The sequence below is a fragment of the Enterobacter sp. MGH 38 genome (assembly GCF_000492855.1).
Lineage (GTDB): Bacteria > Pseudomonadota > Gammaproteobacteria > Enterobacterales > Enterobacteriaceae > Enterobacter > Enterobacter hormaechei_C.
Window position 1 is genome coordinate 2463689 of sequence record NZ_KI535608.1, and the last position, 14053, is coordinate 2477741.

Genomic DNA, 14053 nt, shown 5'->3' on the forward strand with positions numbered 1-14053 from the left:
AAGGCTTATGCCTTGTTCTGACGCCACCATTCCGCCAGCAGCACGCCGGTCGCAACGGATACGTTCAGGCTTTCAACGTTGCCAGTGCCGTCGATAGAGACGCTCAGGTCAGCGCTGGAGAGTGCCGCATCAGACAGACCATCGCGCTCCTGACCTAACACCAGCACCATTTTGCGCGGCAACGTCGCTTTAAACAACGGCGTAGCGGCACGGCTTGAGGTGGTGACAATGGTGTAGCCCGCTTTACGGAATTGCTCCAGGGCTTCCAGCACGCTGTCGCCGGTGATCGGCTGAACGTGCTCTGCACCACCTTCCGCAGTACGAATCGCCGCACCGGATTCCAGCAGCGCGGCATCCTGCAACAGAACGCCTTTCACGCCAAAGTGCGCGCAGCTACGCATCATAGCGCCCAGGTTATGCGGGTTACCCACATCTTCCAGCGCCAGTACGCAGTCATCGGCATCCGCCTGGCTAACCCACTGCTGCACGGTAGTGCCGTTACGTTTTTTGATCAGGAAGCAGACGCCGCCGTGGTGTTCTGTACCGGACGCTTTTGTCAGCTCGGCATCGTCAACCACGTGGTAGGCTTTGCGGTTCGCCGCCATCCAGCGCAGCGCTTCTTTAAAGCGCGGGGTCACGCTCTGGATAAACCATGCACGAACGATACACTCCGGGCGGCTCTGGAACAGGGCCTGACAGGCGTTCTCACCGTAGACACGGGTCTCTTCCGCACGCTGACGACGCAGCACTTCCGGATCGATAAAGCTTTTTCCGCTGATACCGCCGTGATCGGCTTTTTCGGTCGTCTCTTCACCGGGCGCGCGAGAAACGGTACGCCATGGCGATCCACCGTCGCGGACAAAATCATCGCGTTTGCGATCGTCACGCTTACGGTCATCACGTTTGCGGTCATCGCCGCGGTTATTTCTGTCATCGCGGGCGGGGCGACGGCCACCGTCTGCACGAGAAGACGCCGGACGCCCGCCACCTTTTCCGGTACGCGGATTTTGGGTGCGTTTATCAGAGTCATCATCACTGCGGACATACATCACTTTGACCTTGCCGCTTTTGTTTTTCATTTCGTCGTTCATGCTTTTCTCCACCAGCGCTGCGCGAAGCGCGCAGATTACCCGATGTGCAAGCTCATAGCCATAATTTCGTACAAAAGCCTGTGACTATTGTTCCCATTGAATAAAACGCGTTGTCGTTTCATACAGGCTCACTGATAATATGTAACATATCAGAAACATTATCGGCGTTCTGCCGTTGTTCCACGGCTCTATCAGAGGTTAGTTATGAATACCGTATGTGCCAACTGTCAGGCTTTAAACCGCATTCCGGACGATCGGATGGATGACGGTGCGAAATGCGGGCGTTGTGGCCACGAATTATTTGATGGCGATGTCATTAACGCGACGGGTGCTACGCTGGACAAACTCCTCAAGGACGATCTGCCTGTTGTGGTCGATTTCTGGGCACCGTGGTGCGGCCCCTGCCGTAACTTTGCGCCCATCTTCGAAGACGTGGCTGAAGAGCGCAGCGGGAAAATGCGTTTTGTCAAAGTGAATACCGAAGCGGAACGTGAACTCAGCGCCCGTTTTCGCATTCGCAGCATTCCAACCATTATGATTTTCAAAAATGGTGAAGTGATCGACATGCTCAATGGTGCAGTACCAAAAGCGCCTTTCGACAGCTGGTTAAACGAATCCCTGTAACATTCGCGGGGCATATCTTGTGCCCCGTTCTCTCCTCTGCGAAAATGGGGTTTTTCCTGCCTTTTCGCCCATGACTGATAACGCTGTACTTCAATTACGCGCCGAGCGCCTTGCGCGCGCCACCCGCCCTTTTCTGGCCCGAGGCAATCGTATTCGCCGCTGCCAGCGCTGCCTTTTACCGCTGAAAGTGTGTCTGTGCGAAACGCTTGCGCCGAGCGAGGCGAAAAGCCGCTTTTGTCTGGTCATGTTCGATACCGAACCGATGAAGCCCAGCAACACAGGGCGTTTGATCGCCGATATTCTACCCAACACCGCAGCGTTTCAGTGGTCGCGCACTGAGCCACCTCAGGCTCTGCTCGACCTGGTGGCAAGCCCGGACTATCAGCCCATGGTCGTTTTCCCGGCATCATATGCAGGCGAACAACGTCAGGTACTTACGGCGCCACCATCCGGTAAGCCGCCGCTGTTTATTATGCTCGACGGCACCTGGACCGAAGCAAGAAAGATGTTTCGCAAAAGCCCTTATCTTGATGCGCTGCCGGTGATTTCCGTCGATCTGTCGCGTGTTTCGGCCTATCGCTTGCGTGAAGCGCATGCCGACGGTCAATATTGCACCGCTGAAGTCGCCATAGCGCTACTGGATCTGGCGGGCGATACCCAGGCGGCCGGCGCGCTGGGCAGTCACTTCTCCTGCTTCCGCGAACGTTATCTTGCGGGAAAAACCGTTCATAAGGGTAGTGTCACAGCAACTGAGGCAGAAAGCGTTTAAAATCATCAGGTCGCTTGCATTCACAGGAGGCCTGCATGAGCCAGAGAGGGTTAGAAGCGCTACTCCGTCCGAAATCCATTGCCGTTATTGGCGCCTCGATGAAACCGGACCGCGCAGGGTATCTGATGATGCGCAATCTGCTGGCTGGCGGATTTAACGGCCCGGTCATGCCCGTTACGCCCGCTTATAAGGCGGTACAGGGGGTGCTGGCGTGGCCGGACGTGCAAAGTTTACCGTTTGTTCCCGACCTCGCCGTGCTCTGTACGCATGCGAAACGAAACCTCGAATTGCTTGAGTCGCTCGGTCAGAAAGGCTGTAAAACCTGCATTATTCTTTCCTCGCCTCCTGAACAGCAGCCCGAACTGCTGGCCTGCGCCAGCCGCTACCAGATGCGCATTCTTGGTCCAAATAGCCTCGGTCTGCTTGCGCCCTGGCAAGGGCTGAATGCCAGTTTTTCCCCGGTTCCGATCCGTAAAGGCAAACTGGCCTTTATTTCGCAGTCGGCTGCGGTATCCAATACCATCCTCGACTGGGCGCAGCAGCGTGAGATGGGCTTTTCCTATTTCATTGCCCTCGGCGACAGCCTGGACATTGACGTCGATGAGCTGTTGGATTTCCTGGCGCGTGACAGCAAAACCAGCGCTATCCTGCTCTACCTTGAACACCTGAGCGACGCCCGTCGTTTTGTGTCGGCGTCGCGTAGCGCATCACGTAATAAACCGATTCTGGTCATCAAAAGCGGGCGCAGCCCCGCGGCTCAGCGCCTGCTACATTCCCGTTCCGGGATGGATCCCGCATGGGATGCAGCGATCCAGCGCGCCGGTTTATTGCGGGTACAGGATACGCACGAGCTTTTTTCCGCCGTCGAAACGTTAAGCCACATGCGCCCCCTGCGCGGTGAAAAGCTGATGATTGTCAGCAACGGTGCAGCTCCCGCCGCCCTGGCGCTGGACGAGCTCTGGCTACGCAACGGCAAGCTGGCCACGCTGGGTGAAGAGACGCTCCGGCGCCTGCGGGATGCGTTACCGGGAAGCGTTGTTCCCGATAATCCCCTCGATTTGCGCGATGATGCCAGCAGCGATCGTTACATTAAGGCGATCACGATTTTGCTGGATAGCCAGGACTTTGATGCGCTGATGATTATCCATTCGCCCAGCGCGGTTGCGCCAGGCAGCGAAAGTGCGCGTGCGCTGATTGAGGCGGTCCGAAACCATCCCCGCGGTAAATACGTTACCCTGCTGACCAACTGGTGCGGCGAATTCTCCTCGCAGGAGGCACGGCGTCTGTTTAGTGAAGCCGGGTTGCCAACCTACCGTACCCCAGAGGGCACCATTACCGCGTTTATGCATATGGTTGAATACCGCCGCAACCAGAAGCAGCTGCGTGAAACGCCTGCCCTGCCGGGCAATCTCACCGCAAATTCGGTGGATGTGCACAGGCTTTTGCAGCAGGCCATCGAAGAGGGCGCCACTTCTCTTGATACACATGAGGTACAACCCATTCTTGGCAGTTATGGAATGCAAACCCTGCCCACCTGGATTGCCGGCGACAGCGCTGAGGCGGTACATATTGCTGAGCAGATTGGTTATCCGGTCGCGCTGAAGCTGCGCTCTCCCGATATTCCGCACAAATCGGATGTGCAGGGCGTCATGCTGTATCTGCGCACCGCGACAGAAGTACAACAGGCCGCGGATGCCATTATCGATCGCGTAAAAATGACGTGGCCACAGGCCAGGATCCACGGCCTGCTGGTGCAGAGCATGGCCAACCGTGCAGGTGCGCAGGAGCTGCGCGTGGTTGTCGAACACGATCCGGTTTTTGGTCCGCTCATTATGCTGGGTGAAGGCGGCGTTGAGTGGCGGCCAGAAGAACAGGCGGTTGTCGCGCTTCCCCCTCTGAACATGAACCTGGCGCGTTATTTAATTATTCAGGCCATCAAAAGCAAAAAAATCCGCGGGAGAAGCGCTCTGCGGCCGCTTGATATCGCCGGATTAAGCCAGTTTCTGGTGAAGGTCTCCAACCTCATTGTTGACTGTGCGGAGATCCAGCGCCTGGATATTCACCCCCTTCTTGCCTCCGGAAATGAATTTACAGCCCTGGACGTGACGCTGGATATTGCGCCCTATATCGGTGACCCGGAAAGCCGTCTCGCCATTCGTCCTTATCCTCTTCATCTGGAAGAGTGGGTGGAGATGAAAAATGGGGAGCGGGCGCTGTTTCGCCCTATCCTGCCGGAAGACGAGCCGCTGCTGCGGGCGTTCATCTCGCAGGTGACGAAGGAAGATTTGTACTATCGCTATTTCAGCGAAATCAATGAATTTACCCACGACGATTTAGCCAATATGACCCAGATCGACTACGATCGAGAAATGGCGATTGTGGCGGTCCGCCGTTCCGGAGCGGGAGAGGAGATCCTCGGCGTGACGCGCGCTATTTCCGACCCGGATAACGTGGATGCCGAGTTTGCCGTACTGGTGCGTTCCGATCTTAAGGGTTTGGGGTTGGGCAGACGGCTGCTCGAAAAACTCATTGGTTATACGCGCGATCACGGATTGTCACGCCTGAATGGCATTACTATGCCAAACAATCGGGGTATGGTGACCCTGGCGCGGAAGCTCGGTTTTGACGTTGATATCCAGCTGGATGAAGGCATTGTCTCTCTGTCCCTCAGCCTGACTTCGACGGATAAACAAGAGTAAGCTGCTGGAAATGTTACCCACTTTTACCGGCACTGGGGTATCATTGTCCGCTTATGTTGTTTGCCTGGTACAGACAACCCTTCAATGAACAGAGAAGAAACGCACTGTGATGTTGTCAAAATTTAAGCGTAATAAACATCAACAACACCTTGCTCAACTACCGAAGATTTCTCAGTCAGTTGATGATGTAGAGTTCTTTTATGCTCCCGCTCATTTCCGGGAGACGCTTCTTGAAAAGATTGCCAGCGCTACGCGACGTATTTGCATTGTGGCGCTCTATCTTGAACAAGATGAAGGTGGGCGTGCGATCCTGAACGCGCTCTATGAAGCGAAACGTCAGCGTCCGGAACTGGATGTTCGCGTGCTGGTTGACTGGCACCGTGCTCAGCGTGGCCGTATTGGTGCGGCTGCCTCGAATACCAATGCTGACTGGTATTGCCGCACGGCCCAGGAAAATCCGGGTATTGATATCCCGGTGTATGGCGTACCGGTGAATACCCGTGAAGCGCTTGGCGTTCTTCATTTTAAAGGATTTATCATTGATGACAGCGTCCTTTATAGCGGCGCCAGCCTGAATGATGTGTATCTCCATCAGCTCGATAAATACCGCTACGATCGCTACCATCTGATCCGCAATCCGCAGATGGCTGACATCATGTTCAACTGGGTTGATAAAAACCTGGTTCATGGTCGGGGTGTGCACCGTCTTGACGATCCTCATCGCCCGAAAAGCCCGGAAATCAAAAACGACGTTCGCTCCTTCCGCCAGGAACTGCGCGATGCGGTTTATCGTTTTCAGGGTGATGCCAGTAATGAAGAACTGTCCGTTACGCCCCTGGTAGGCCTGGGGAAATCCAGCCTGCTGAACAAGACCATCTTTCATTTGATGCCGTGCGCTGAACATAAGCTCACCATCTGCACCCCTTACTTTAACCTTCCCGCCGTTCTGGTGCGTAATATCATTCAGCTGCTGCGTGATGGTAAAAAGGTGGAAATCATTGTCGGGGATAAAACGGCAAATGACTTTTTCATTCCGGAAGATCAGCCTTTCAAGATCATCGGCGCACTGCCTTATCTCTATGAGATTAACCTGCGCCGCTTCCTGAGCCGTTTACAGTACTATGTGAACACGGACCAGCTGGTTGTGCGTCTCTGGAAAGATGAAGACAACAGCTATCACCTCAAAGGGATGTGGGTGGATGACGAGTGGATGCTGCTGACCGGTAATAACCTGAACCCACGCGCCTGGCGTCTGGATCTGGAAAACGCCATCCTTATTCATGATCCTCACCATGCGTTAGCCGCGAAACGCGATCGTGAGCTGGAGCTTATACGCACGCATACCACCGTGGTTCGTCATTATCGCGATCTGCAAAGCATCGCTGATTATCCGGTGAAAGTTCGCAAGCTGATTCGCCGTCTACGTCGGATCCGTATCGACCGCCTCATCAGCCGCATTCTGTAATACACGAGCCCTGTCATCGACGGGGCTTTTTTTATGGAGTCTGTTAATGCGTACGCCTTTCCTGATAATCCCTCTTTTCCTGACCGGTTGCAGCCATATGGCTAATGATAACTGGTCGGGTCAGGATAAAGCTCAACACTTTCTGGCGTCTGCAATGTTGTCCGCTGCGGGTAATGAGTATGCGCTGCACCAGGGGTATAGCCGGGATCGAAGTGCCACAATGGGGCTCATGTTCTCCATTAGCCTGGGGGCATCAAAAGAACTTTGGGATAGCCGCCCCTCGGGAAGCGGCTGGAGCTGGAAAGATTTTGCCTGGGACGTAGCCGGGGCAACAACCGGCTACGCCGTCTGGCAGATGGCGCATTATTAAAGGCGAATCCCTTTTCCTTTACGATGCAGCATCAGGGAGACAATAAACGCCAGCGCCCCCATGATGGTGACATACCAGAAGAAGGTCGTTTCACTGCCCCATGACTTTAGGGATAGCGCGACATATTCTGCCGAACCGCCAAACAGGGCGTTAGCGACCGCATAAGAGAGGCCTACGCCCAGCGCCCTCACCTGTGCGGGAAACATTTCCGCTTTCAAAATGCCACTGATTGCCGTGTAAAAACTAATAATAATAAGTGCCACCATAATCAAAGCGAAAGCGGCATACGGAGAGGTTGTATGCTGTAGCGCCGTCAAAAGCGGAACAGTCCCCAGGGTGAGCATGCCACCAAAGATCAGCATGGAGGTGCGGCGACCTATTTTGTCCGACAGCGCGCCAACAATCGGCTGTATGAGCATAAAGACCAGTAACGCCACCGTCATGACGACGCTCGCAACGTTAGCATGCATGCCCGTGGTGTTGACCAGATATTTTTGCATATAGGTGGTGAAGGTATAGAAGCTTAGCGAGCCTGCGGCGGTAAAGCCTAGTACCATCAAAAATGCTTTGCGGTTACGCCACAGCCCTTTCATCGAACCGGCTTCTTTCAGCGCCCTGACCTCCTGTTGGGAGGTTTCATCAAGCTGACGGCGTAACCACAGCGCCACAACCGCCAGGGCGGCCCCCAGGGCAAACGGTATGCGCCAGCCCCAGGCGCGTAAATCTTCATCGCTAAGGATTTGTTGAAGGAGCACCACAACCAGTAACGCCAGTAGCTGTCCGCCAATGAGGGTTACATACTGGAATGATGCATAGAAACCTTTGCGCCCTTCAACAGCCACTTCGCTCATGTATGTCGCGCTGGTGCCGTATTCGCCACCCACTGACAGCCCCTGGAACAGACGTGCCAGCAGCAACAACGCCGGTGCCCATGTTCCGATAGTGTCATATCCGGGAAGGCAGGCAATCACCAGCGAGCCGACGCACATCATGCATACGGAGATGAGCATGGATGTCTTGCGCCCTTTCCTGTCCGCGATCCTGCCGAACAGCCATCCGCCAATGGGACGCATCAGGAACCCGGCGGCAAAAACGCCTGCGGTTTGCAGAAGCTGCGTTGTGGTGTTCCCTGATGGGAAAAAGATATGCGCAAAGTAGAGTGAACAGAATGAATAGACGTAAAAATCAAACCACTCTACAAGGTTCCCCGATGAAGCTCCAACGATTGCCCAAACCCGACGGCGAGTATCCTTGCCTGCTAAACTTGTGTTATCCGTATCTGCACTGGCTACGGTTTCTGTCATTTTAAAATCCCCTGTCTCACATTGCGGGCCATTGCCCACAAACAGTAAAACCGGATTTAAAACGAATCGTTAGGTAAATAAAATGTTTCCAATATGTTTCATTGGATTTTGTGAACTCGATCAGGTATCGAATTATTAGCGGACGTAGTAATTATCCCCACGCTTGCTGGTGAGCCTTTTTTCGCTGCAAATAATCTTCATCGGCACGAATTTTATCCCACCACGTTTTGAATACCGCAGCGGCCTCTGCTTTTACTGGATCGTGATCGAGGGGTTTGACCTGGCGCTTCTCATCATACTTTTTTCCGCCTTTATGATTGGCGTATCGCCGGGCACGGGTGTATCCCATCTGTATGAATTTACGCGCCATATCCATACCTACAAAATCGTTATTCCTGCGGTACTCTTCAAAGAGGGCGTAGATCTCTTCTGCCGAACGCGCTGCGACTTCAGCATTTTTATAACGCCAGTGTGGAAGGATTTCGCTTTTATAAGGCTCGACCATCAATACGCCCTGCTCACCCCGGCCCACCTGATACCGTTCGGGATGTTCGCGAAAATTAATATTGGCAAAATCTTGTTGATAATCAAAGGGACGAGTCAAAGCGGCACCATTGTTAAAATTGTTTTAACAATTGTAGGCCGGATAAGGGGAAGCCGCCATCCAGCATGTTTTCCGCGCCCAAAGCAAAAAACCCCGTACCTTACGGTACGGGGTTTTTCTTGTTTGATGCCTGGCAGTTCCCTACTCTCACATGGGGAGACCCCACACTACCATCGGCGCTACGGCGTTTCACTTCTGAGTTCGGCATGGGGTCAGGTGGGACCACCGCGCTACAGCCGCCAGGCAAATTCTTGTGCTCTGTCCTGTGTCTTTCGCACTGATACTGCGTTGGCTGCTCTCGTAAAGTCAGTCACATACCTCAGTATGCTCCTTCCTTTCCTTCGTTTGCCGCCTTGTCTCAGCGCAAAATCCTTCGGACTCTGAATCTAAGCTGAAAATTTCGTCTCTTCGCCAAAACACCTTCGGCGTTGTAAGGTTAAGCCTCACGGTTCATTAGTATCGGTTAGCTCAACGCATCGCTGCGCTTACACACCCGACCTATCAACGTCGTCGTCTTCAACGTTCCTTCAGGAGACTTAAAGTCTCAGGGAGAACTCATCTCGGGGCAAGTTTCGTGCTTAGATGCTTTCAGCACTTATCTCTTCCGCATTTAGCTACCGGGCAGTGCCATTGGCATGACAACCCGAACACCAGTGATGCGTCCACTCCGGTCCTCTCGTACTAGGAGCAGCCCCCCTCAATTCTCCAGCGCCCACGGCAGATAGGGACCGAACTGTCTCACGACGTTCTAAACCCAGCTCGCGTACCACTTTAAATGGCGAACAGCCATACCCTTGGGACCTACTTCAGCCCCAGGATGTGATGAGCCGACATCGAGGTGCCAAACACCGCCGTCGATATGAACTCTTGGGCGGTATCAGCCTGTTATCCCCGGAGTACCTTTTATCCGTTGAGCGATGGCCCTTCCATTCAGAACCACCGGATCACTATGACCTGCTTTCGCACCTGCTCGCGCCGTCACGCTCGCAGTCAAGCTGGCTTATGCCATTGCACTAACCTCCTGATGTCCGACCAGGATTAGCCAACCTTCGTGCTCCTCCGTTACTCTTTGGGAGGAGACCGCCCCAGTCAAACTACCCACCAGACACTGTCCGCAACCCGGATCACGGGTCTACGTTAGAACACCAGCCATTAAAGGGTGGTATTTCAAGGATGGCTCCACGCAGACTGGCGTCCACGCTTCAAAGCCTCCCACCTATCCTACACATCAAGGACCAGTGTTCAGTGTCAAGCTATAGTAAAGGTTCACGGGGTCTTTCCGTCTTGCCGCGGGTACACTGCATCTTCACAGCGAGTTCAATTTCACTGAGTCTCGGGTGGAGACAGCCTGGCCATCATTACGCCATTCGTGCAGGTCGGAACTTACCCGACAAGGAATTTCGCTACCTTAGGACCGTTATAGTTACGGCCGCCGTTTACCGGGGCTTCGATCAAGAGCTTCGCGTTGCCGCTAACCCCATCAATTAACCTTCCGGCACCGGGCAGGCGTCACACCGTATACGTCCACTTTCGTGTTTGCACAGTGCTGTGTTTTTAATAAACAGTTGCAGCCAGCTGGTATCTTCGACTGATTTCAGCTCCGTCCGCAGGGACTTCACCTACCTATCAGCGTGCCTTCTCCCGAAGTTACGGCACCATTTTGCCTAGTTCCTTCACCCGAGTTCTCTCAAGCGCCTTGGTATTCTCTACCTGACCACCTGTGTCGGTTTGGGGTACGATTTCGTGTTACCTGATGCTTAGAGGCTTTTCCTGGAAGCAGGGCATTTATCACTTCAGCACCGTAGTGCCTCGTCATCACACCTCAGCGTTAAAAGGTACCGGATTTACCTGGAACCTCCGCCTACATGCTTAAACCGGGACAACCGTCGCCCGGCTGACATAGCCTTCTCCGTCCCCCCTTCGCAGTAACACCAAGTACAGGAATATTAACCTGTTTCCCATCGACTACGCCTTTCGGCCTCGCCTTAGGGGTCGACTCACCCTGCCCCGATTAACGTTGGACAGGAACCCTTGGTCTTCCGGCGAGCGGGCTTTTCACCCGCTTTATCGTTACTTATGTCAGCATTCGCACTTCTGATACCTCCAGCATGCCTCACAGCACACCTTCAACGGCTTACAGAACGCTCCCCTACCCAACAACACATAAGTGTCGCTGCCGCAGCTTCGGTGCATGGTTTAGCCCCGTTACATCTTCCGCGCAGGCCGACTCGACCAGTGAGCTATTACGCTTTCTTTAAATGATGGCTGCTTCTAAGCCAACATCCTGGCTGTCTGTGCCTTCCCACATCGTTTCCCACTTAACCATGACTTTGGGACCTTAGCTGGCGGTCTGGGTTGTTTCCCTCTTCACGACGGACGTTAGCACCCGCCGTGTGTCTCCCGTGATAACATTCTTCGGTATTCGTAGTTTGCATCGGGTTGGTAAGCCGGGATGGCCCCCTAGCCGAAACAGTGCTCTACCCCCGAAGATGAGTTCACGAGGCGCTACCTAAATAGCTTTCGGGGAGAACCAGCTATCTCCCGGTTTGATTGGCCTTTCACCCCCAGCCACAGGTCATCCGCTAATTTTTCAACATTAGTCGGTTCGGTCCTCCAGTTAGTGTTACCCAACCTTCAACCTGCCCATGGCTAGATCACCGGGTTTCGGGTCTATACCCTGCAACTTAACGCCCAGTTAAGACTCGGTTTCCCTTCGGCTCCCCTATACGGTTAACCTTGCTACAGAATATAAGTCGCTGACCCATTATACAAAAGGTACGCAGTCACACCCGAAGGTGCTCCCACTGCTTGTACGTACACGGTTTCAGGTTCTTTTTCACTCCCCTCGCCGGGGTTCTTTTCGCCTTTCCCTCACGGTACTGGTTCACTATCGGTCAGTCAGGAGTATTTAGCCTTGGAGGATGGTCCCCCCATATTCAGACAGGATACCACGTGTCCCGCCCTACTCTTCGAGTTCACAGCAAGTGTGCTTTCGTGTACGGGACTATCACCCTGTACCGTCGGACTTTCCAGACCGTTCCACTAACACACAAGCTGATTCAGACTCCGGGCTGCTCCCCGTTCGCTCGCCGCTACTGGGGGAATCTCGGTTGATTTCTTTTCCTCGGGGTACTTAGATGTTTCAGTTCCCCCGGTTCGCCTCGTTAACCTATGTATTCAGTTAACGATAGTGTGTCGAAACACACTGGGTTTCCCCATTCGGACATCGCCGGGTCAAAGGTTCATATCACCTCGCCGGCGCTTTTCGCAGATTAGCACGTCCTTCATCGCCTCTGACTGCCAGGGCATCCACCGTGTACGCTTAGTCGCTTAACCTCACAACCCGAAGATGTTTCACTTCCGATTGCGAAAATTTGAGAGACTCGAACACACATGAGCTGTGTGTCGTTTCAATTTTCAGCTTGATCCAGATTATTAAAGAGCAAATATCTCAAACGTGACTCGTAAGTCAGTTTTGAGATATGACGGCAGGTGACTTTCACTCACGAACCAGCAAGTGGCGTCCCCTAGGGGATTCGAACCCCTGTTACCGCCGTGAAAGGGCGGTGTCCTGGGCCTCTAGACGAAGGGGACGTACAGTCTCAATCGCAAGACGCCTTGCTATTTACTTTTCATCAGACAATCTGTGTGGACACTACAAAGGCAGGTTCTTTAAGGTAAGGAGGTGATCCAACCGCAGGTTCCCCTACGGTTACCTTGTTACGACTTCACCCCAGTCATGAATCACAAAGTGGTAAGCGCCCTCCCGAAGGTTAAGCTACCTACTTCTTTTGCAACCCACTCCCATGGTGTGACGGGCGGTGTGTACAAGGCCCGGGAACGTATTCACCGTGGCATTCTGATCCACGATTACTAGCGATTCCGACTTCATGGAGTCGAGTTGCAGACTCCAATCCGGACTACGACGCACTTTATGAGGTCCGCTTGCTCTCGCGAGGTCGCTTCTCTTTGTATGCGCCATTGTAGCACGTGTGTAGCCCTACTCGTAAGGGCCATGATGACTTGACGTCATCCCCACCTTCCTCCAGTTTATCACTGGCAGTCTCCTTTGAGTTCCCGGCCTGACCGCTGGCAACAAAGGATAAGGGTTGCGCTCGTTGCGGGACTTAACCCAACATTTCACAACACGAGCTGACGACAGCCATGCAGCACCTGTCTCAGAGTTCCCGAAGGCACCAATCCATCTCTGGAAAGTTCTCTGGATGTCAAGAGTAGGTAAGGTTCTTCGCGTTGCATCGAATTAAACCACATGCTCCACCGCTTGTGCGGGCCCCCGTCAATTCATTTGAGTTTTAACCTTGCGGCCGTACTCCCCAGGCGGTCGACTTAACGCGTTAGCTCCGGAAGCCACGCCTCAAGGGCACAACCTCCAAATCGACATCGTTTACGGCGTGGACTACCAGGGTATCTAATCCTGTTTGCTCCCCACGCTTTCGCACCTGAGCGTCAGTCTTTGTCCAGGGGGCCGCCTTCGCCACCGGTATTCCTCCAGATCTCTACGCATTTCACCGCTACACCTGGAATTCTACCCCCCTCTACAAGACTCTAGCCTGCCAGTTTCGAATGCAGTTCCCAGGTTGAGCCCGGGGATTTCACATCCGACTTGACAGACCGCCTGCGTGCGCTTTACGCCCAGTAATTCCGATTAACGCTTGCACCCTCCGTATTACCGCGGCTGCTGGCACGGAGTTAGCCGGTGCTTCTTCTGCGGGTAACGTCAATCGACAAGGTTATTAACCTTATCGCCTTCCTCCCCGCTGAAAGTACTTTACAACCCGAAGGCCTTCTTCATACACGCGGCATGGCTGCATCAGGCTTGCGCCCATTGTGCAATATTCCCCACTGCTGCCTCCCGTAGGAGTCTGGACCGTGTCTCAGTTCCAGTGTGGCTGGTCATCCTCTCAGACCAGCTAGGGATCGTCGCCTAGGTGAGCCGTTACCCCACCTACTAGCTAATCCCATCTGGGCACATCCGATGGCAAGAGGCCCGAAGGTCCCCCTCTTTGGTCTTGCGACGTTATGCGGTATTAGCTACCGTTTCCAGTAGTTATCCCCCTCCATCAGGCAGTTTCCCAGACATTACTCACCCGTCCGCCACTCGTCAGC

General features: G+C 53.9%; 8 protein-coding genes, 1 tRNA gene and 3 rRNA genes. 5 read left to right on the forward strand and 7 right to left on the reverse strand.

Translation table 11 applies throughout. The features are described 5' to 3' along the window. Nucleotides 1–5: 5 nt before the first annotated feature. The gene (locus L384_RS00060; RefSeq protein ID WP_022651671.1) at nucleotides 6–1091 is read right to left on the reverse strand and encodes a tRNA/rRNA methyltransferase; all 1086 of its coding nucleotides are present in this window, start codon (nucleotides 1089–1091) and stop codon (nucleotides 6–8) included. A 204-nt stretch (nucleotides 1092–1295) separates the two neighbouring features. Between L384_RS00060 and trxC the strand changes: the two genes are divergently transcribed. From trxC to L384_RS00035, 5 genes are all read left to right on the forward strand, one after another. Further along, nucleotides 1296–1715, forward strand: coding sequence for a thioredoxin TrxC (trxC, locus tag L384_RS00055; protein WP_003860733.1), 420 nt, complete (start codon nucleotides 1296–1298; stop codon nucleotides 1713–1715). Between the two features lie 70 nt (nucleotides 1716–1785). Continuing rightward, nucleotides 1786–2484 (forward strand): tRNA-uridine aminocarboxypropyltransferase, encoded by a 699-nt coding sequence (gene tapT / locus L384_RS00050; RefSeq protein ID WP_003860734.1) that lies wholly within the window; start codon nucleotides 1786–1788, stop codon nucleotides 2482–2484. A 35-nt stretch (nucleotides 2485–2519) separates the two neighbouring features. After that, a complete protein-coding gene (gene pat / locus L384_RS00045; RefSeq protein ID WP_023325080.1) occupies nucleotides 2520–5183 on the forward strand; it encodes a bifunctional acetate--CoA ligase family protein/GNAT family N-acetyltransferase in 2664 nt (887 codons plus the stop codon). Nucleotides 5184–5292: 109 nt separating this feature from the next. Next, nucleotides 5293–6648 (forward strand): CDP-diacylglycerol--serine O-phosphatidyltransferase, encoded by a 1356-nt coding sequence (gene pssA, locus L384_RS00040; RefSeq protein ID WP_023325081.1) that lies wholly within the window; start codon nucleotides 5293–5295, stop codon nucleotides 6646–6648. A gap of 46 nt (nucleotides 6649–6694) precedes the next feature. Further along, nucleotides 6695–7018: a YfiM family lipoprotein gene (locus L384_RS00035; protein ID WP_003860739.1), complete on the forward strand. Its 324-nt coding sequence runs from the start codon at nucleotides 6695–6697 to the stop codon at nucleotides 7016–7018. Here L384_RS00035 and L384_RS00030 read toward each other — a convergent pair. From L384_RS00030 to L384_RS00010, 6 genes are all read right to left on the reverse strand, one after another. After that, nucleotides 7015–8322, reverse strand: a complete 1308-nt coding sequence (locus L384_RS00030; RefSeq protein ID WP_023325082.1) for an MFS family transporter — start codon at nucleotides 8320–8322, stop codon at nucleotides 7015–7017. The two genes, L384_RS00035 and L384_RS00030, sit on opposite strands and share 4 nt — an antisense overlap. Nucleotides 8323–8473: 151 nt before the next feature. Further along, a complete protein-coding gene (locus tag L384_RS0121465) occupies nucleotides 8474–8926 on the reverse strand; it encodes a DUF4385 domain-containing protein (protein ID WP_006811623.1) in 453 nt (150 codons plus the stop codon). 128 nt (nucleotides 8927–9054) lie between these two features. Then, a 5S ribosomal RNA gene (rrf, locus tag L384_RS00025) occupies nucleotides 9055–9170 on the reverse strand. A 188-nt stretch (nucleotides 9171–9358) separates the two neighbouring features. After that, nucleotides 9359–12262, reverse strand: a 23S ribosomal RNA gene (locus tag L384_RS00020). A gap of 182 nt (nucleotides 12263–12444) precedes the next feature. After that, nucleotides 12445–12520: transfer RNA gene (locus tag L384_RS00015), tRNA-Glu, on the reverse strand. An 84-nt stretch (nucleotides 12521–12604) separates the two neighbouring features. Further along, nucleotides 12605–14053, reverse strand: a 16S ribosomal RNA gene (locus L384_RS00010); the annotation flags it as partial.